Raw genomic sequence first — 20,507 nt, forward strand, 5'->3', positions numbered from 1 at the left:
TCACCAGCCGCACCGCCTCCAGCTTGAATTCCAGGGTGTACCGCGCACGCTTCAATTGGCTCATCTTCGTTTCTCCTTGCTGCAGTTTAAACCTCAGCAAGGGATACGTTTTTCAGGGGCAAGCTCATGCATCGGGGCACGTCAGGAAAGTTTCCCTTTCCGGTGCGGATAGTCGGCAGCTGTGCCGCGAGTCGTAGTAAGCGACTATGAGGCATCTCACCTCAGCTACAAAATCGATTGTTTGGATAACACTGATTCGCATCGCAAATGAGTTCGCGAACGACATGTATGGCGATGGCTCGCCAAATCCAGTGGGGAAATCCAATTGCGACAAGAACAGCAACATCGAAAGTTGCAGCTGATTGCGGGTTTTTCAGAAGGGGCGGAATTTGTCTGCGTGCCCCGTCGGGAAAGGTTCGCGGGGTTGGCGAGGGTAGACGGGTTAAAGGCAAGGCTTTGGGGATACGAGAACGGCTGCTAACCATTGCCGACAGGCGATTCGCACGATATTGACCGTTGAGAAGTTCGAGCAATTTATCTTGCCGCATCCGAGCCGTGGCCGGCGCGGACCGCCGCCGAATTCGATCTCACGAACCTGCGCCTCAAAGATATCAGTGCTCCCGCTATTTGGAAGGCAGTCCTGTCAACTCGATGAGGTGGCGGCGAATACGCCGTTTCTCGCTCGAATTGAAATTTGCACCAGATCTCAAAAATCCGTCCTTCGCTTTCTGATTAGCCGGCCCGCAGGCCAGAAACTCGTCTCATTTCGCTAATCTTACTGGGTCATAAAATCCCTTTGCGTCAACGAGATACTTGGTAATACACACTCCGGAATTCGCGATGGGAGAAGATATCGATGAATTTGACACGTATCTGAATTATCTGGGGCAGGCATTAGGGGCACGCCGATCGTCATGCCGGCCTCAAGGGTTGCTGTTCGGGCTTGGCGTTGCCGCTGTCGCGCAATAGCGTCGAGCCGATGGCCGCGCACATTGACCCACTTCACGCGAGTGCGACGCACCAGTCACTCCACCACTTTAGACTGGTCTGATCCTGCGGTCTTGCAGCGGGTACGCGAATGGGTGATGCCCGCTTAGATGCACACGCAAACGGGGATGAAGCCCAAATCGAGTGCCAGTTGCCTGCTTTCGCCGCCTTCGTACGCTTTATCCATCAACAGGTGCAGCGGTCAATTGGCCGGCCCGAGGCTCTTTAGCAATTCGCGTCCCTGCGGCGCGTCGCCTGCGTGGCCGGCAGACAACGCGAACGTTATGGCTGTTCGAGCATCCGCGGCAACCATATAAATCTTGGTAGTCCCTCAGCCTCGGGACTTTACGATTGCTTGAGGTCCGTTTTTTAACGCACCGGTGCCGTCAGGATGAACCTTTACCATAGTGCTATGCAGCGAAACCGCGTCGATCCTGATGCGAATGATCTGTGCACGCTGCAATTCCGTGAACACGCGACGCAGCACGCCACTTCTGGACCAGCGGTTCATCCGCGTGTAAATCGTATGCCATCTACCGAAGCGCTTCGGCAGTCCACGCCACTTGCAGCCGTGCTCGGCGACATAAAGATCGCATTGCACTTGGAGGTTCGTCAGACTGACTGTTGCCACACGTTGTCGTGGCAGACAATGCTCGATCCGTTGATATTGGGCTTCGGTGATTTCCATCGCCAGAGTGTACGATCAAACGACATTAGCGTGAACACGCCATAGGACCACTTCTCCACCGGGGCCACGTCACCATCCTTGCCTGTTCGCAGATCTTGCTCCGATACAGCTGCGCAAACTTCCGCAGCTGCGCAAGTTCTTTTCGAAATTTGAACCGAGCCTGATCGGCATCGAACACCGTCACGGTTCGCACTTCTGGGCTCTGGAATTTATCTCGCAGGGGGGCACACGGTTCGACTGCTGCCGACACAATATGTGAAACCCTTTGTGGTCGGCGGCAAGAACGACGAGAATGATGCTTCCGCCATCTGTGCAGCTGTGCCACACCCGGCATTGATCCAGCACCGATCAAGTGCCGAACAGCAACCATTGCAGTCGGCTCATCGCATGAGTGAGCGGGCCGTTTGCGAGCGAACCGTGAAGTCAAATCAGATACATAGCATGTTTGCATGCAGAAGAGGGGTTCATCTTCCGGACGGCCCCTGTCCAGCTTCGGTAGGACTTCAATGGTTCAATGGACTGGGAGTCGGTGCCGTCGCAGACGGCTCTCGTGCAAACCTCCTTTGATCGCTATCCGGCGCTTTCGTGCTCGCGGATCAATTCCGCCACTAGGCGAACGAAATATCGGATGCGTCGCGGCGCTTCGCGCGGGGTTGGCGAAGGTTTCGCAACAACGGAAGGCTGCGCCTTGTGCGTAGTGCTGTACTGTCTTTCCAACGGCCTTTCAATGGGTGACAATGCCGGGCGTGCAATGTCGAATAGAGGAGCGCGAGCACGGCGTCGTCAATCGCTGGTGTGTCATGTTCATGGCGTTCATCTCGGTATCGTTTAGACGCGTGCGCAAAACCGTTCGAGACGTGACAGAATTTCATCGGCCGACTTGCTCCAGACGAGCGCACGTGATCTGCAACCTGTTTCAGGAACTTGAGCACCTCTGTTCCTCGCGCGGCATAATCGCACAGCAACTGCCTGTTACCGTCACTAACGGAGTGAATTGATGATCGTCCCTGCAACGTCGGCTTTCAATGTGCACGAGCTCGCTCCGCCGCGTGCCTCCGCAGCAAATATTGAAATATTTTGCATCAGCTTCGATTTTCGCGTCATGCTCGACTGTCCCGCATTCGCTCCGCTCTCGGACGATGAGCGTGCGAAGGTCGCGCGCTTCCGACGCCGCGACGATGCGCTGCGTTGTGCGGTGACGCGCGTCGTACTGCGTCAGTTGCTCGCGGAACGAACAGATTCGGAGGCCAGTGAATTGCGTTTCGAGCGAGACACCGGCGGACGGCCGCGTCTCGATAAGTCGATGCAAAGCGGGTTCGGTGGGCAACTCGACTTTAACGTTTCGCATTCGGAGCAGTATGCTCTGATCGCAATTGGCCGGCGACGGAGGGTTGGTGTCGATATCGAATTTGCGCGCAAAGACATCAATTGGAGGAAGCTCGCATCAGCGGTATTTGCGCCGCGCGACGAGGCACAAGTGACCGCTTTGCCGATGTACAGGCGAACCGACGCGTTTTATGACGTATGGACGGCAAAGGAAGCGGTGTTGAAGGCACTTGGCGTCGGCATCGGAGGGGGCATGACATGGTTTTCTGTACTTGGCGACAGGCAGCACGAACCAAGCATCCTAGTTAGCGAGGAGAGCGTATGCAATCGCGACTTGATTGCGAGACTCGACGCAGTTTGGCTTCGTGCCCTGAGCGGTTATGCCGCATGTGTCGCGTGGTCGCGCGATGCGGATTCGTGGGATGCGTAGTTCGCAATGCAGGTTAAGCGCATCTCGTTAACAGAAGTTTTGTACCCTTCGCGCAGGATCTGGATAGTGACCACCGCGTCCATCACGCTGCATGCCAATCCACAGTGTCTTCGCGCCGGGTTCACCGTCGCCCTTGCGCCCGAGGTCTGTGAGAGCTGCAACGTTTCAACCCGACATGCGTTCTTCAACACATTGAAGAACATCTCGATCTCCCGCCTCGCGCGGTACCAGTCGATCAGTTCGGTGAGTACATGTGCATCGGACACCTCGCGGTTGCTCAGCAGGCGCCAGACGACGGACTGCACACCGGTGGGCGCATCCACTTCACATGCCTCAACGCAGTTCAACTCGACGCCGCCGCGCCTAGGTAACGTCACGCGCTGTGCACGCAGCAACTTCTGCACTGTTGGCCATAGGCGCTCCGTTCAAATGAACGGAGTGAACCGAATTGGAAAGTTCGAGTTGCGCTTGCGCCCGTTGCCGCTGGCTTCTGCACGCCGCCTGCAGGGTGGCTCCTTCGCCGCCCATGCAGTGGCTCGATTAGGCCGCCCCCGAATTGGCTCTATAACGCCGCCCGCTGTGGACATTGCCAAAAAACATCTTTCAGGTGCACTGGGTCGACCCGGATTCCGGTGAGATCGTCACTCCCAATGGTGTGAGTTTCATAACATCCTCCGATTGATGTTCGGTTACCGTCGCAAAAATCCACCATGCTTTGTAGCTTTGACGGTAGATGGGAGGTTTGAGTGCAAGCTCAAAGTTGTGGCGATCGCCGGGAAGAAGTGCCTGCTCTCGGGCGGGCACTTCAGTGTGGACGGAACGCTGATCCAGGCGTGGGCGGGGCACAAGAGCTTTGTGCCCAAGGACAGTGACGATCAGGACAGCGAAGGTGGTGGTACGGGCGACTCCAAGGGCGAGAAGCGTAGCAACGAGACGCATGAGTCCAGGACCGCATCCCGGTGCGCGGCTCTATCGCAAAGGCAAAACGGCCAGCGAATTGCGTTACATGGGCCACACTCTAACCGACAATCGGCATGGCCTGGTGGTCAACGCACGCGTGACGCGCGCTGACGGGCATGCCGAGCGTGAAGCAGCCAAAGGTCATAATCAACGACGCACGGCAAGCGGCAGGAGACGCGAGTGCAGAAATCACGCTAGGTGCAGATAAGGGTTACGACGCACAGGAGGGCTTCGGGTGGGCCAAAACCGTGGTGCGCAGCTTGAAGAAGGTGGACCAGATGTTCGTGTTGAACATGGCCGTTTACAATCTCGTGCGCCTGCGCTCATTGGCACAGGTACGCCCATAGTGGCGAAAAAAAGCGTCAATATGGCCAGCAATTGGCCTCAACCCGCCGAACCAGCATGAGCTTTGCGTTGAAATTTCACAATGCGACGGAACGCGCAGCGAGAGCCGCGTAATCGCAGAAAGCCTGCTTCTAACGGGAGGTACTTCAGCAGCCTGCTAGGCTAGAGCGGTAGCCGAATTGGCGAACATCGAACCACTATCAGCGAAATTGATGGCATTTGGTTTGACAAACGTTTCTTTGCCGATTAGCAATCGTAATTGCCCGATTAACTGAGTTAGCTGCTGTTGCTCTATTAATTGTGTGCCTGTGCGAAACGTTGGTTAGGAGTTTTGTGCAGGGTTTCTCCGGTAATTCTCCAATGTGTATTCCACCCCGATACCCTTTTTGTTTGGGTTTCGGGGCGATTTTTTATGCAACGTGTTTCCAGCTTTTTCCTATTTTTTATTGGCGTTGTTGCATAAATCTAGCTGCGCATGCTGACGTTTACGCGCAACAGCGTCCGGGAGGGGCTCTGTTAACAGTTCGGTTTCCTGCGTACATTCTCAATTTATGCCGAGAAGATGCGGAAGGACACGACCAGCAAGCAATCGAGTTCCAAAGCCAGTACCGCGTCAAAAACTGGGCGCAGTACAACGCAGGCAGTTCATCTGCATGGTGCGGAACTTGATCTTCTGTTGCGGTATCCGGTGCAGAGCATTACGGCTTGCTGGGCTTCGGTCTTGACTGCCACAGATTTCCCCAGCATCTGCGTCGCCATCCAGATGGCACGGGCGTCTGCAGCATCGTTTTTATTGCGAATGTTGAAAACCTTGGCAAATTTCGCCGGTATCAGCTTCACCTGATGTCCCATTTCAATCAGTCGTCCGGCCCAATGCTGGGCGCCGCCGCATGCTTCATGCCGACTAGTCAAGGAGCACGATTCGCGAAGTGCTCCAGAAATGCGGCTCGCTTGATTGGCTGTTGATGATCTCCCCGGTATCCGGATCCATCCAATGCAACTGCATGACGTTCTTTGCGATGTCAGGACCGACTATCCCATAGTTCATTGTGGATCCTCCGGTTAGCCTTGGGAAATCGTCATGATCTCCCACTTGGGCACTTGATGCCGTCGGCCCGCGAGGATCCACTGTCCTGCATTTCCTCACCGGCCGTGGTGGGGGGGGCGTTCGTTCCATTCCGTCTCATGAGCCTGCCGCGTTCTTAAAACGCAAGTCGGGGACTGCCCGTTGCGAAGTGGAAGCGCGGATTGCTCGAATACCGGGCTACGCCGACTTCAGGAAACTCCCTTCATGAATCAGTTCATCGATCATCAATACCGACCCGTCATCAGTCTCATATGGACTGCACGCTACGCGGCAATGCAAGCGCCATCGCGAGTCGGGCAATGTCCCAGTGAAACCGGCTAATTCGCGCGCAACGGCAACGTCCGCAATGTTGGCGTTCTTGCGTGGGGTTACGAGCTTGCGATATCGCCGGCACAGTCGCAACTGCGCATCCCACGCCCGATCGATAATCGCTTTGGGCAGCCCTTCGTGTCGCTGCTGAATCTCGGGTGCCGAATTCGATTGGGACGTGCACTAGCCGGCCTATCTGGCTGCAGGTCGCGCTCATGAGAAAGGCGAGGCGGCCAAGGCGCTGGTGGTCGACCGCAAGTTCTTCAATGAGACCGAGTTGGCCCTGATTACTGTAATGATCTCGTCAGTAAGTTCGTCGCTTTGATCGGCCTTCCTCGCGGTAATCCGTGGTGTTGCACATCAAACATTGTCGGACATGCAACACAGGCAAACCGACAAACGATTCTTGGCGCAAGATCCCGCAAGCGTTTTGGAGGGTGAATGCCCATCAATCATCCCGATCAGCAATGTGTTGTGAGATATCTATCCGGTGTGTCGTGGCGTTGGCTCAACTATTGCATCTGCTGTCGCGGGGAAATTAAAGCGGAAGGTAACGAAGCGTGAACACGAAACCAAAGCCTCACGAGCCACAGACAAGATCTTCAAAAAATGACAGTCGACATGTTATGTTATTGCGGCGTCCACTCAAGGTGCCGCGCTACGCGTTACTAAGGAAACGGCGCTCTGGATCATCAGTTCCATTCCGTTCCCTGACCGGGAAGTTTCTTCCTGCGTTGCTGTGCAGTCCGACGAACGATATATCTCACAAAGAAAGTTAACAAGGGCTCTGCCAGAATGAAGCTGTGCGGCGAAGTGAGCAGCATGTGAGCACCGACATCGACGCGACGGTCAGGACGACCTAATCGAGCAGAGCCATCGCACCTTCTAATCCACTAAATGACTGTTGAATACTTCTGAACTTATGCTACTGGAGCGTCGGGTGTCGAAGCGCACATGTTTCAATTATTCACGCGCTTTACTGTAGTTTTTATATTGCAACAAAGTTCGAAACCTGTATGAAGTGAATTCCTTACTACGACTCATTGCATAGTCCTCTTCTTGAACTGACATCGCTTGCTCGAGCTAAGGTCGTGATTGTGATTGAGGACGGTTACTTTAACGATGAACAGATCACGCACTGTGCGGTTTTCCCACGGTTGGTCGCTTGTTGCCGATGATCCGAAAGCCTTCATCGCGAGCGCGACCCTACTTTTTGACAGTAAGCGCTGCGTGACCGTTTCGGAAGCGTGCCAGGAACTCGCTCTCTGAGGATTGGGGAGAACTGCGGGGCTGGCGCAAGATATAGCGCCGTTACGCGATGCGGGCACTCGGTGGGTTCGGTCTCGCATCGTCATAGCAATGTGCGATCGGAAGGCGATCTATGCGCCATCGAGTTGTAACGTTGCTCGCGCCAGCCGCATCTTTCGCGGTTATCGGTACTGATTCTAATCGTAACCAGTTATCCAATCCAAACGCAATGAGCCATTCGACGATCATTCCACGGATACTTTTGCGGTCGTCCGCCGAGACAGCTGGTTTTAGTATAGGGCCGGTTACTTCAAGCATTTAATAGAGTGAGTGAGATTGAAATGAAAACACCATTGGCAGTGGACTACTTTTGTGATGCGGCACGGCTTTATCCGCACCATATAGCAGCGAGGCATGGCAGCGAGTCGGTGACGTATCGGGAGCTTGATGAGCAGTCTAATCGCATCGCAACGGCGCTGACCGAGCGCTGTGGCCGCGAGGCGCCCGTCATCGGCGTGCTGATGGAGCGAGGAACTGATTTATTGGCTGCGATGCTTGCCATTTTTAAGATTCGCGGTACCTATATGCCGCTTGATCGCCAGTATCCAGCGGAACGTTTGGATTACATGCTGGAGAAGAGTAAATGCTGCCTGCTGGTGACCGACCATAACTGCTACGAACAGGCGGCGTATTTGGAGGCAGCCAAACCGGAACTAGTGCTTCTTGATATTGAGGAAGCGCAAGCATCGAGCGTAGCCTTTGTCGGGCCCAGAGGCAAAGGCAGTGATCTTGCCTACGTCATTTTTACTTCGGGTACCACCGGTCAACCAAAGGGCGTAATGGTTGAACAGCGGAGCCTTGTCAATCATTTGCATGCTAAGGTCCGCGATCTGGCGATCAGTAAAACTGACCAGGTGGCGCAGACTGCATCGCACTGTTTTGACATTTCTCTGTGGCAATTTATGGCGGCGCTGCAAGTGGGGGCGTGCACGCGGATCATTAATAGAGACGTCGTATGCGATCCGTCGCGGCTGCTGCTTGAGCTGCGCGAATGCCAAGTATCGGTCATTCAATTTGTGCCGTCACAACTACGCTCGTTTGTGGCCGAAGTCGAATTGATCGAGGCACGCGCGCTGCCGGCGCTGCGCAGGATTTCCACCGTCGGGGAGGCATTGCCGCCCGACGTATGCCGACGCTGGCTGGCCATGTACCCGTCTATTCCCATCCTCAACCACTATGGACCGACTGAATGTGCCGACGGTGTCACGCATGCTTTGATTTCTAACTCTCCGGCGGAAGGTCAGGCATTTATGCCAATCGGGAAATCGATAGACAATCTGCAAATCTATGTGGTCAGGCCAGATGCAGCGGCGCTGACGCTTGTTGCGTCAGGTGACGTAGGCGAACTCTGTGTAGCCGGCGTTGGCCTTGCGCGTGGCTACATTAACGACGACGCGCGTACCGAGGAGGCTTTTGTGGTTAACCCTTTCAGCGATAAGCGCGGATATGATCGATTATACAAGACTGGCGATCTCGTGAGGATGCGTGAGGATGGCTTACTGGAGTGTCTCGGAAGAGCAGATCGTCAGGTTAAGCTGCGTGGCTATCGTATTGAGCTAAACGAGGTAGAAGGTTTGCTGGGGTTACATGCAGCAGTCGAGGCCGCGGCCGTAGTGGTGCATTACCCCGCTGACAATCGGGTGAAACTGACGGCAAGGGAAACACTAAATAGTCTGGGGGAAGCGGAAAGACTGCCGCGCCTCGTGGCCTTCGTCAAGCTTCGAGAGGAGGTTACACGGAGCGCTTTGCGCGAACACATGTCGCGTCAGTTGCCTGACTACATGCTGCCTGATCTTTTTTTCGAGATGGCGACATTACCATTAAACGCCAATGGCAAATTTGATTACAAAAAATTGCCTTCCCCGGAAAGTTTGCGTCCTTTGTCCGATGTGAAATATCTGGAGCCTGCTGACGGTCTTCAGGTTCGGTTGTGCAGGCTGCTAGCCGAGATACTGCATCTAGACCGGCTGGGACGAAACGACAACTTTTTGCTGATGGGCGGTGACTCGCTGCGCGCCATGCTTGCGATCAACCGTATTCGGAGCGAATTCGCCTGCGAAGTTTCAGTGGTTGACCTGTATCATTGCACAATAGATGAGTTGACCGAGCTCCTGGCCGAGAAAGAGGATGCGCATGAGTCGCTCCCCGCCATTGTCGGCAGTCGCCGTGATGAGGGCGGAGAGGCTCCGGCCAGCCACATTCAAAAACACTTATGGTTTTTGTGGAAGCTTGATCCAACAGCATCCAACTACACCCTGCAAACGGCGCTCGAATGCTGCGGAGAGCTTGATCGAGATCGCTTTAGTCGGGCTTGGGATGCGGTGGTGCAGTACTTCGACACACTGCGCATCCGATTCGTCGAAAAGAGCGGCAATCCATATTTGACCTTCGATTCACCGCCGAAGGGCAGTTTGCGCTTTATAGACCTTTGCGGCGACCATCGTGCCCCCAGGTTGGCTGAACTGAAGGCGAGCGAGTTTCATCCGTCCTTTGATCTCGCCGCGGGTGCACTGTATCGCGCACTACTAGTACGAGAGAGATCAGACCGGCATGTTGTCATCTTTACCACGCATGAAATCATTATGGACGCGTGGTCGCTTTCGGTGATGGTGCGCAAACTGCGTGAATTTTACAAGGCGGGAGTCAGCTCAGTGGACGGTCTCGAAGCCGAAATTTCGTTCGCGGATTTCGCGAAATGGGAGTCTGAGCAGTTTCGATCGGACTGCTGGGCGCGACAGCGCGCGTACTGGGCACAACAGCTGTCGGGTGAGTTGCCGGTGCTGACCCTGCCTTCCGATAAGCCTCGTCCGAGGCGGATGCATTACACCGGTAAGTCACACGCCATACAAATTCCGGCTCTCGCGGCGTCCAGACTTCGCGAACTCGCTGCGGACAATCGCACAACGCTTTTCAGCGTGTTACTGACGACGTTTTACGTTTTGTTGAGAGAGTACAGTGGACAGGACGATATCATCGTCGGCACTCCGAATGTAGTGCGCGAACAGTCAGGTACGGAAAACCTGCTGGGGTTCTTCCTAAACATGTTGCCGCTAAGGGCGAAGATAAATCCTGACAAGTCATTCATCGAAAATCTGGCCACGACGCAGCAAACTGTCATCGGTGCTGCCTTCAACAAGGCATATCCATTCAGTCGGATGTTGGAAGCAGTTGACGTGGTACGTGGAAGCAATTTTTCCCCCGTATTCCAGGCGATGTTCAACATGTATTCGGAGAAGGCAGAGCTGATTTCTGAGGGGCGGCAAGACGTGTCAATTGTCGCCCGAGAATTGGAAAACGGTTATACCAAGTACGATCTCACTCTTTACTGTCAGGAAGAGGGGGACGGCATCTATCTGCAGATGTCCTATTGCACCGAGCTGTTCTCCGACGAGCTCGTTTCCAGAATGCTGCTCAACCTGCAGCAAATTATTCAGGCGATCATTGCGGCGCCCGCAGCGCCGCTGGCAGAGCTGGATCTGCGGCACCCAGCTGAAAAGGCTTTTCTTAAGCGGTACAACGGAGGACGGCTGGCTTATACAGGCGCTAGTACGCTACGCGAAATGTTCGAAGTGCGTGCAAAAATGTCACCAGTGGATACTGCTTATTTCTGGGAGCGCGGCCGCATTTCGTACGCTGAGTTGGATGCAGCGGCCAACCGTTTTGCTAACAGACTTGCAGCCTCCGGTGTTGGTGCCGGCGACAGGGTGCTGCTTGGCATTGACCGCGGCATTAACGCGTTGATCGTTATTCTGGCTGCGATCAAGCTGCACGCAACCTACTCGGTGATCGGGGCAAATTATCCGGTAAGTCGCATACTTGAGATTGCCAAAGATGTCGCTCCCAATGCCTTCGTTGCCACGCCGTTGCAGCGGGAAGCATTTCGTGACAGAGGGCTGGTGCTACTGCCGTCGGAGGAAGTTGCATGCGGCAATGAGGAAACAGATGCCGCCCCTTCGCCATCTTGCTCGCATGAAGTGCTGCAGATCGTATACACATCTGGCTCTACGGGAAAACCGAAGGGCGTTGTAGTTTCCGCTACAGCATGCCTAAATCGTTTGCACTGGATGTGGGGGCAATTCCCATTTCAGGCCGGCGATGTCTGCGTCGTGCAGAAGTCGGCGGCGCTGGTTGCCAGTCAATGGGAAATCTTCGGGCCACTCTTACAAGGCGTTCCTAGTTTGCTGCTGAGTCAGCAAGAACTGCAAGATCCATCCCTGCTGCTATTGCAGCTCGATCGTTACCGGGTAACGCGTCTGCTGTGCTCGCCACCGTTGATCACCGGCATTTTGACGGCACAATTGACAGACGGACGGTCGGTTTCAGATTTGCGGCTGGTCACCTCAAGCGCTGAGGCGTTGCCGCCAGAGTTGGCTCGGCGCTTTCTCGAGGCGTTCCCACAGGCCCGTTTGTTCAACTTCTACGGATCCTCCGAGTGTAGTTCGAACGCCGCTTGGGGGGAGGTGTGCGAAGTGGGCGCTGATGAACGGACTGTCCCGATCGGTAAGCCGGTGGCCAATGTCGGCATAGCGGTCGTAGATGACAAGTTGTGGCCGGTGGTTCAAGGTGCGGTGGGGGAGATCCTGGTGACGGGTGACTGCCTGGCGAGTGGCTACCATGGCAGCAGGGAGTTGACGGCCGAGCGATTTGTTGATAATTCGGTGCCAGAGTTACAGCCTTTCGGAACTGTGGCTTATCGCACTGGCGATTTGGGGCGCCACCGTGACGACGGCCGCCTGGAGTTCCTCGGAAGGCGTGACAACCAAATCAAGATCCATGGCTTGCGCGTTGAACTGGATGAGATTTCTCACGTCTTGCGAAAATGTCCTGGGGTCGAGGAGGCCGCGGTGCATTTGCACCGCGCCGCGGATGGCGAGCCGCTGTTGACTGCTTACGTGGTGGGCACGGAGGCGAAGCTGCCGTCGACGGAGGATGGGTTCAGACAAATGCTCCGTCATTCGCTGTTGCCCCATACTATTCCCCGTTCATTTGTCCGCTTGCGGGCTTTGCCTAAGCTGCCGGGCGGTAAACTGGACCGTTCACGCTTGCCGTTGCCACGGCAAACCGCAGTGGGCGTATTCGCGCCGCTGGTCACCACGACCGAGAATGCACTGGCCGCGGTTTGGCAGGAAGTGCTTGGTATATCGACGATTAGTGCGGACGCGCATTTCTTCTCACTGGGTGGTACCTCTATGCTGAGCGTGCGCTGTGTGGCGCAGGCGGCCAAGATGGACATCCGCTTTTCGGTCAGCGAGTTGTACGATTATCCAGTGTTACGCGAACTGGCCGGGCTGGTCGATGCCCGCTCTGGCGAACTGGTGCACCATGATGGCCAAATCGGCGGTGGCGTGGAAGTAACGCCTACGATACGATTCATGAATCGGCGCATGGGTTTAGACGAGCATTTCAACATGTACGCGATCTGGCAAGACGATAGCTGCCGTTTGGATCCGGCCATATTGGAGTCCGCTATCGTCAGGTTGGCGAAAGACTACCCACTGTTGCGCACCAGGATCTCTCGAGATGACGATGATCTACGCTTCCATACCGGAGTCGGAGCGTTGCATCTGGAGCGAGTTGCATTGGGCTCGTACGCAGAGCTCGGTGATTGCACGCGAGAGGTATCTGGTATCGCTGAGAAAGCGCAATATGCATTCCGGTTCGATGGTCGTACCTGGATGTCGCGTTTCCAATTGATCGAGGCGGAGGTCGGTGGGCGGCCGCACAGTTGGATTTTTATCATAATTCATCATTTTCTAGTCGACGGCTATGGGTTCCGGCTGCTGCTGGACGAAGTAGAACGCTACTATCTGGCTATAGTGCATGGCCACGCGCCAGTTCCCGCATTCAGTGGCCGCGCGCAGTTGAATCGATGGGTGAAGGCGCTGCGCGAACATGTGAGCGGTTCGTTGGACAGCCACATTGCTTATTGGCGAAGCCGGCCATGGGAACTGCTGCGTGAGGATAGTGCTACAGTCCTCGAGGTTGAGCCAGTCGATAGTGGCGCTGATGCCAGCCGCCGCTTGTTCGAGATGCTCCATACTGGGCAGATGCACAGTGATGCTGCTTTCGAGGCCTTGTGTGCGCGCAAGGGGATTCGCTATCTGGACCTGGATGCGGAATCGACAAAGGTTCTGCTCGATCTGCATCCGGAACGGCACGGCTTTGACGCGTTCGACGTCATCCTGTGCGCCTTGGCGGAGGTGGCAGGACAGGGCAACCAGCGACGAGGGCTGTTTTTGGACAGCATGGACATGCTGCGCACGCCTATCCTGCCGGGTCAGGATCTGTCGACGGTTATGGGCTTTACCGCGGAGCTTGTCCCGCTGGCCATCGTTTGTGAGGGGCGACTCAGTGTGGCGGAACGTCTGAAAGTGGTGCGTCGTCAGCGCAATTCGGCGCGGATCCATGGCATTGGGCTACGGGCGGCTGCGTATCTGCTGCCGGACGATCAGGCGAAGGCACTCATGGATTTCGACTGGCCTCGTGTTGTCGTCAACTATCGCGCTGCGTTAGATAATCTTCGTACGCGCATGCTGCTCGGCCTTGCTCAACCGACGATCTGGACGGGTGATGGGATGGGGTCCAACCGTCATCACACGTTGCGGTTAGATATCGACAATGTGGACGGTAAACTTCGTATCCAGATGCATTGTGCGCTGCATTGCTTTTCCGCAGAGGAGGCGAACATGCTGGGACGTCAGTTGCTGCATTGTCTCGCGGCTTATGCCGGATGGCTCAGGGACAATAAGGAAGATGTGGACGCAGCAAGCGTGAAGCGAGCCATGGTATGAACACGCCAACAGTTGCGGCATCACGGATGCAGTCAATGGCCCATGATCGACTGTTGCCACTGATCCTGCGGCTGGCTCTTCCTTCCGTCATTGGAGTCACTGTCAGTGCCGCTTATCAGTTGCTCAACGCCTATTTCGTGGGACGGCTCGGAACAGCGGCACTCGCGGCGATGGCATTCTCGTTCCCGTTTGCAATGGGCATCACGGCAATAGGCCAGATCTTCGGTGCAGGGGCCGCCTCGTTGATTGCTCGAAGCTTGGGGCGCGCCGACGATCACTCTGCCAACGATTATGCCTCGCACGCGTTATGGTCTGCGATGGTAATTGCTGGCATTGCGGCAATCGCCGGCTGGCTGTTGGCTCCAAGTTTGCTGGCATGGCTAGGCGCTGGACCATCGACTTTGCCACTGGCGGTGGCCTATCTTCATTGGCTGCTGCTGGGCTATGTGGCAGTGGTATTCAATATGGTCTGTGGTTTCATCGTGAGAGCGGATGGCAATACCGTGCTCAGCATGACGACCCAAGTCTCATCCTTCGCAATGAACGCGGCGCTTGACCCGGTGATGATTTTCTGGTTGGGGCTGGGCATCGATGGGGCCGGTATCGCAACATTTCTGGCCCAGTTGTGCGGCTTAACCTTGTATTGGCGACATTTCGCGGGCAGGCACGGGGCCATCGTCTTATTGTGGCCATCGGTGGGACGCTGCTGGTGCCGGCTGGCGAGCATCGCCCGCATCGGCATTCCACCAGCGCTCAATACGCTGCTCGCGGTAGCGGCCATGTCCATGCTCAATGGGTTCGCTGCTCGCTACGGCGAGGCATCGGTGGCGGCGATAGGTTTGGCCAGCCGCTTGGCGATGCTGGCGGTACTTCCGCTGTATGGGCTGTGCATCGGGGCGCAGTCGGTTGTAGGGTTTAATGTCGGCGCAGGTAACTGGACACGGGTGGCGCAAGCGGTTCGGACTATGGTTGCCGTCGCGCTAACGTTCGCCGGAGTCTATGCCGGCTGGGTCGTGTGGCAAGCTAGGACCATCATCGGCTGGTTTACGCACGAGTCGGCGACGATAGAGATTGGTAGCCGCGCGATCTTACTGTTCCATTGTGCGTTGCCGGTGTTAGCGGTGCAACAGGTGTGTCTGCTTTTCATGCAGGCTAAGGGCGACGCAATCTGGGCAACGCTTGTAGCGGTACTGCGGCATGGCGTGTTTCTGATGCCCCTGATGGCCTTGCTGCAGCACGCTTACGGACATGACGGCCTGTTGTTCTCGGTAGCGGCTGCCGATATGACGGCGGGTCTTATCGCTATTGTTATTCTCTATAGTGAAATGCGGCAGATCGACAAGGCCTCCCATGTCTAACGACGTTTGACCTGTATCGGCCCGGATTGTTTGGACACGGTTTTGGCACTCAGGCGGCCTGTTTAAAAATCCATGCGTGACGGGGTTCGAGGGGTGACATGAACCCCAGTTTTTCCAGCCGCCATTCTCGGTTGTAACGGTCTTTGAAGTCAACGACAGCGTCACGAACTTCATCAACATTCTTGAAGATACGCCGGTGAATCGCTTGTTCTTTCATGTTCCGATTGAACCGCTCAGCAACGCCATTGGTTTGCGGTTCGGCGACGAAGGCGTAGCTCGCTGCCCCAGAATGGCTCAGTCAGGTTGGCCGATGTAGTCTGTCTTTGTGGCGTACGAGTAGTTATCCTTATTAGATAACCCTGTCTCCGGCGGCAGTGACAGTCCAACCATGCCACGTCGCGAAACGTTTCTGGAGCGCGGTACGATGACATGCCGCGTTCATCTGGTGTCTGGGCAACGCGAAGTGCTGCCGGATCGCACCGAAGCTCGAAAGAAACGCCTGCGTGCGACGTGCATCGCGAAATCCGCACATCTGGCGCTCCCGCCTGCGGGCCGGCTGGTGGCCGTTCTCGGCACGGTTGTTCACGCATGCGGCCGCTTTGACGAAGACGTGCTTCACATGAGCAAGCTCAGCAATGTCCGACTTCGCCGCCGGATAGCTGCGCAGCCGGTCGGTCACGATCTTGCGCGGCACCGGGTTTGAACGCAGCACCCTGAGGAAGAAGCGCTTTGCCGATGCCTTGTCACGCCGCTTTTGCACAAGCACGTCCAGTTCTGCGCCATGCTCGTCGACCGCTCGCCACAACAGATACGGCTCGCCGCGCAGCCCGGCTTGCGCCGCGCGGCCTTGGCGCCCTGGGCGAATCTGGCGCCGAACTTCTCGCACCAGCAACGGATCGTCTCATGCGACCACAACACCACGCTCGAGCAGCAACTCCTAGACGTCGCGCAGGCTCAGGCTAAACCGGAAATGCCAGCGAACCGCGCAGTTGATGACGACGGCAGGGAACCGGTGGCCGTGATAAAGCGTTTTTGTCTTCTTCATTACGTCATTCTACCGCCCCCTTTCCATCAAACTGTCAGAGCCATATGGCGAGCTCTTCCATGCCGGCGCACAGCACAGCGAGGTTGTCTGAGCCTCTCGGGGAGATTGCACTTTTCCAGCGATCATCGCCATCGACCACCGCGGTCCTGTCTTGAGCTGTGTCTCGTTTAAGACATCGATGTCGCAAGTGTGACGGCAGGATGCCAGCTAGCACGGCGAGTGGCGCCTTGTTTTCTCAGCTGTGTTTTCAGAAAGTCGTTGGCACATCGGTTGCTTGATAGGGATACGTTGACCATAACAATCTAGCAACTCACTTCTAGGAGTTCAGATGAAACTTGCTCGATCGATCCTGATGCTGCCACGACCGCCGCGCGCGCATCGTGGCGAGGTCTCTCATCTCATGATTGGGTTATCAAGATGGGCGACGGCTCCCCGACGAGGTCTGGACGGTGCCGTATCAGGAATGGGGCGAATGGCAGTGGAGGACATGGGTTGGCAGGTTCTTGCCAGCCTGCCCCGTCCCAAAAGCCATACCTTGGCTTTCCGCTTCGGGAGCGCGCGGAAGCCACGCTTCTACGAATGACTTGCACCTGTATTCCTGCGATCAAACAATATGATTGTGCGTAGCCTGAACGATGCTGAAGCGACGGATCACTTCGTCGATTGGGGCAATGGTACTAGCCACCGCCTCCTGACGGCTAAGGACGGCATGGGCTTTAGCGTCTGCCACACCGTAGTGCGCGCTAACACGGTCTCGTTTTTGCAATACCGTAACCATCTCGAAGCTTCTACTGCATCGCCGGAGAGGGCGAGGTGTGAGCATGAGCACGCAAGTCGATGGGGATTCGGGGCGGTTTGAGCGACTTGCGTGATGTAGCCGAGGGGATCTCCCTCAGGCATCTTGCACAAACAACGCCCAAGGGAGAGTCTCGCGTTTTCCAAGACCCGAGACCTTTGCAGTGTGCCGCACGAGTGCCCGTAATCCTGACTTCTACCGCCTGCTGCTGCGGATCGATCAAGACTTCGCCGAGCAACCCCGCTCGCAGCACTGCCGCCGCTGCAGAGGCGTTCTGCACAGCGCCCGCTATCGCCGCAAACCACGCGGCCTTACCCGGCAAGCCCGCGCCGAGTGCGGCGATTTCCGCTACAGCTTCTGCTGCGCCGAGTGCCGCCGTCGCACCGTAAGCGTGGCATCAGCAACATCTTGACTGGAGGTCGTGATCTTCAGACTGCGGTGCGGATCTGACCGGCGACGACCCATGGTGCGAGTTCGTGTTAGCGCCGATGTAAAACTGACCCACCCGTCGAAGTAAACCTGACCCACCTGGGAGAGGATGGCGGCTTTTTGCCGCCGATGCTGACTCAGGAGCAAGCAGTGGAAATCAAGGTATTGGCAAGACGGGGAACGGCGGTGCGAGAGATAGCGCGTCAGACGGGCCTGTCGCGCAACACGGTGCGCCGCTATCTGCGCGACGGACAGGCGGGCCGTTACAAACAACGTGAGCCGCGCCCGACGAAGCTCGACCCGTTCAGGGACTATCTGCTCGAGCGTATCGCCGCTGCACGCCCGCACTGGATTCCGGCGACGGTCCTGCTGCGGGAGTTACAGGACGGTGGCTACGATGGCGGCATCAGCCAGCTCAAGGCGTTCCTGGCGCCGTACAAGCGCCATGAAGCCGAGCCGGTGGTGCGGTTTGAGACGCCGCCGGGCAAGCAGATGCAAGCTGACTTCACAGTCATCCGTCGTGGCCGCGCGCCACTGCTGGCGCTGGTCGCAACGCTCGGATACAGCCGGGCAAGCTTCGTGCGTTTCACCGCCGGCGAGGATGCTGCGACATTGTGCGAGTGCCTGAGCGAAGCGTTCGTCTACTTCGGCGGCACGCCCGAGCAGGTACTGTTCGATAACGCGAAGTCCGTGATTGTCGAGCGCGATGCATTCGGTGAAGGCGAGCATCGGTGGAACACGCAGTTGCTTGCGGTGGCCGAGACCTACGGCTTCACGCCGAAGGTCTGCCAACCCTATCGGGCAAAGACCAAGGGGAAGGTAGAACGCTTCAACCGCTATCTGAAGGAGAGCTTCGTGGTGCCGCTCGCGGCCACGCTCAAGCAGTCGGGACTGAAGCTGGATGTCGAAGCCGCCAATGCCCGTATCGGCCGGTGGCTCGCCGAAGTCGCCAACGTTCGCGTGCACGCCACCACGCGCGAGCGACCGACCGCGAGGCTGACACTCGAGCAGGCAGCACTGCTGCCGTTGCCAACGCCAACGTCGGCGCCAGGACCTGCGCCCTCAAAGCTGCGCCGGGTGTTGCCGCGAGAGAGCCTTCAGCATCCTCTGGCGGTGTATGACGCGTTGCTGGAGGTCGCCGCATGAATCTCCAGCACGAACGGATTGCCAGTCTGTGCGCCCAACTGAAGCTCGACCGTATCGCCAGCGACTGGGGAGCGCTCGCCCAGCACACGGCAACGACCGACGCGAACCTGGCCGACTTCCTCGAGCAACTGCTGCAGTCGGAACTTGGTGCGCGCGAGGAGCGCAAGCGTCAGACGCTCACGAAGCTCGCCTCACTGCCCGGTATCAAGACACTGGAGCAATACGACTTCGGCTTCGCCAGCGGTGCACCACGGGCGCAGATACAGGAGTTGGGGAGCCTGACGTTCATCGAGCGTGCCGAGAACGTCGTGTTGCTCGGTCCGTCCGGGGTCGGCAAGACGCACATCGCGAGCGCTCTGGCCTATCGGGCAACGCAGGCGGGCATCAAGACGCGCTTCATCACAGCTGCGGACCTGATGATGCAGTTGGCGACGGCGCGCCAACAGAACCGTTTGCGTGAGTTCTTCAATCGGGCGGTCATCGGGCCAAGGCTGCTCGTCATCGACGAAATCGGCTATCTGCCGTTCGGGCGTGAGGAGGCGAACCTGTTCTTCAATGTCGTCGCCAAACGTTATGAACGCGGCTCCATCGTCTTGACGAGCAACCTGCCGTTCACGCAGTGGGCCACGGCGTTTGCTGACGACCAGACGCTCACGGCCGCCATGCTCGACCGGCTCTTGCATCACGCCCATATCGTGCAAATCAGTGGCGAAAGCTACCGGCTGAAGGACAAGCGAAAAGCAGGACAAACGGGAACGCGGGCAACAGCCAAAGCAGCCGCGTGACACAGGACCCGGGTGGGTCAGATTTACTTCGGCGAATCGTCGAAAGGTGGGTCAGAATTCAATCGGCGTTGACAAGTTCGTCGATGCGGTTGATTGCATGGTCGGCGATGCGTGCGAGCACGTAACGCAGATATGCTTCAGGATCGATGCCGTTGAGTTTTGCGCTGCCAACGAGGCTGTAGATTGCGGCGGCACGCTCGCCGCCGGAGTCTGCACCGGCAAACAGATAGTTGCGGCGACCGATGGCTACTCCGCGCAGCGCGCGTTCGACGGGTAGATTGTCGATCTCCAATTGCCCGTCATCGCAATAGCGTGTGAGCGCTTCCCACCGGTTCAGCGCATAGAGGATCGCCCGACTCGTGTCCGATTTGCGCGAGAGCGCCTCCAGCGTCGTTGTGAGCCACGCATGGAATTGATCGAGTAGCGGCCGCGCGTACTCCTGTCGATGCGCACGGCGCTCGTCGGGCGGTTTGCCCCGGATCGTTTCCTCGATCCTGTATAGCGCGCCAATACGCTCGAGCGCTTCAGTGTTCAACGCATTGGGGCGCGCTGCGTGTAGTTCATAGAACTGTCGTCGAGCGTGCGCCCAGCGTAAGCGTCAATCCGAGGCCGTCTTGACGATCAGAACTTGACCTCTGAGAGCCGCTGATTCGCGAGCACGAGATCGAAGGCGGCGGGATCGAAGCTGCCGCCACACCACTCGAGGAAGTGGTCGTG

At 56.9% G+C, this 20,507-nt stretch carries 7 protein-coding genes and 8 pseudogenes; 8 read left to right on the forward strand and 7 right to left on the reverse strand.

Going from position 1 to position 20,507, the window contains the following annotated elements; genetic code table 11:
* Positions 1-840: 840 nt before the first annotated feature.
* A pseudogene (locus AB4Y36_RS39825) lies at positions 841-1,091 on the forward strand (transposase); the annotation flags it as partial.
* A 17-nt stretch (positions 1,092-1,108) separates the two neighbouring features.
* Here the strand turns inward: AB4Y36_RS39825 and AB4Y36_RS39830 are convergent.
* Positions 1,109-1,675, reverse strand: a pseudogene (locus AB4Y36_RS39830) (IS5 family transposase); the annotation flags it as partial.
* Positions 1,676-2,672: 997 nt separating this feature from the next.
* On the opposite strand from AB4Y36_RS39830, the gene AB4Y36_RS39835 reads away from it, so the two are divergent.
* Positions 2,673-3,431: a 4'-phosphopantetheinyl transferase superfamily protein gene (locus AB4Y36_RS39835; protein WP_069269356.1), complete on the forward strand. Its 759-nt coding sequence runs from the start codon at positions 2,673-2,675 to the stop codon at positions 3,429-3,431.
* On the opposite strand, the pseudogene AB4Y36_RS39840 reads toward AB4Y36_RS39835, so the two are convergent.
* Positions 3,380-3,817, reverse strand: a pseudogene (locus AB4Y36_RS39840) (IS4 family transposase); the annotation flags it as partial. The gene AB4Y36_RS39835 and the pseudogene AB4Y36_RS39840 overlap by 52 nt on opposite strands.
* A 370-nt stretch (positions 3,818-4,187) precedes the next feature.
* Here AB4Y36_RS39840 and AB4Y36_RS39845 point away from each other — a divergent pair.
* Positions 4,188-4,738, forward strand: a pseudogene (locus AB4Y36_RS39845) (IS5/IS1182 family transposase); the annotation flags it as partial.
* 632 nt (positions 4,739-5,370) lie between these two features.
* Here the strand turns inward: AB4Y36_RS39845 and AB4Y36_RS39850 are convergent.
* Together AB4Y36_RS39850 and AB4Y36_RS39855 are read right to left on the reverse strand one after the other, a co-directional pair.
* A pseudogene (locus AB4Y36_RS39850) lies at positions 5,371-5,784 on the reverse strand (IS110 family transposase); the annotation flags it as partial.
* A gap of 286 nt (positions 5,785-6,070) precedes the next feature.
* Positions 6,071-6,294, reverse strand: a pseudogene (locus tag AB4Y36_RS39855) (IS110 family transposase); the annotation flags it as partial.
* A 1,427-nt stretch (positions 6,295-7,721) separates the two neighbouring features.
* On the opposite strand from AB4Y36_RS39855, the gene AB4Y36_RS39860 reads away from it, so the two are divergent.
* On the forward strand, positions 7,722-14,231 hold the full coding sequence (locus tag AB4Y36_RS39860; protein ID WP_368662028.1) for an amino acid adenylation domain-containing protein: 6,510 nt from the start codon (positions 7,722-7,724) through the stop codon (positions 14,229-14,231).
* Positions 14,228-15,589: an MATE family efflux transporter gene (locus AB4Y36_RS39865; protein WP_368662027.1), complete on the forward strand. Its 1,362-nt coding sequence runs from the start codon at positions 14,228-14,230 to the stop codon at positions 15,587-15,589. Before AB4Y36_RS39860 ends, AB4Y36_RS39865 begins: the two co-directional genes overlap by 4 nt.
* A gap of 49 nt (positions 15,590-15,638) precedes the next feature.
* Here the strand turns inward: AB4Y36_RS39865 and AB4Y36_RS39870 are convergent, their stop codons facing one another.
* Positions 15,639-15,887, reverse strand: coding sequence for an integrase core domain-containing protein (locus tag AB4Y36_RS39870; protein ID WP_368662030.1), 249 nt, complete (start codon positions 15,885-15,887; stop codon positions 15,639-15,641).
* Positions 15,888-15,938: 51 nt separating this feature from the next.
* Positions 15,939-16,634, reverse strand: a pseudogene (locus tag AB4Y36_RS39875) (IS6 family transposase).
* A gap of 613 nt (positions 16,635-17,247) precedes the next feature.
* On the opposite strand from AB4Y36_RS39875, the gene AB4Y36_RS39880 reads away from it, so the two are divergent.
* From AB4Y36_RS39880 to istB, 3 genes are all read left to right on the forward strand, one after another.
* Complete coding sequence (locus AB4Y36_RS39880; protein WP_256095110.1) at positions 17,248-17,493, forward strand: ectoine synthase; 246 nt, start codon at positions 17,248-17,250, stop codon at positions 17,491-17,493.
* Between the two features lie 495 nt (positions 17,494-17,988).
* Entirely contained in the window at positions 17,989-19,005 is a 1,017-nt protein-coding gene (istA, locus tag AB4Y36_RS39885; protein WP_368662029.1) for an IS21 family transposase, read from the forward strand.
* Positions 19,002-19,790 (forward strand): IS21-like element ISRso19 family helper ATPase IstB, encoded by a 789-nt coding sequence (gene istB / locus AB4Y36_RS39890; protein WP_368685887.1) that lies wholly within the window; start codon positions 19,002-19,004, stop codon positions 19,788-19,790. The genes istA and istB overlap by 4 nt, the downstream gene beginning before the upstream one ends.
* A 58-nt stretch (positions 19,791-19,848) precedes the next feature.
* On the opposite strand, the pseudogene AB4Y36_RS39895 reads toward istB, so the two are convergent.
* Positions 19,849-20,376 (reverse strand): annotated as a pseudogene (locus tag AB4Y36_RS39895) (IS66 family transposase); the annotation flags it as partial.
* Positions 20,377-20,507 lie beyond the last annotated feature (131 nt).

This window comes from Paraburkholderia sp. BR10936 (genome assembly GCF_040965735.1).
Classification (GTDB): Bacteria; Pseudomonadota; Gammaproteobacteria; order Burkholderiales; family Burkholderiaceae; genus Paraburkholderia; species Paraburkholderia nodosa_A.

Coding starts and splice junctions, on each gene's coding strand:
- istB (WP_368685887.1), top strand. CDS start 19,002: ATGAATCTCCAGCACGAACGGATTGCCAGTCTGTGCGCCCAACTGAAG.
- AB4Y36_RS39860 (WP_368662028.1), top strand. CDS start 7,722: ATGAAAACACCATTGGCAGTGGACTACTTTTGTGATGCGGCACGGCTT.
- AB4Y36_RS39835 (WP_069269356.1), top strand. CDS start 2,673: ATGATCGTCCCTGCAACGTCGGCTTTCAATGTGCACGAGCTCGCTCCG.
- AB4Y36_RS39865 (WP_368662027.1), top strand. CDS start 14,228: ATGAACACGCCAACAGTTGCGGCATCACGGATGCAGTCAATGGCCCAT.
- istA (WP_368662029.1), top strand. CDS start 17,989: ATGCTGACTCAGGAGCAAGCAGTGGAAATCAAGGTATTGGCAAGACGG.
- AB4Y36_RS39880 (WP_256095110.1), top strand. CDS start 17,248: ATGATTGTGCGTAGCCTGAACGATGCTGAAGCGACGGATCACTTCGTC.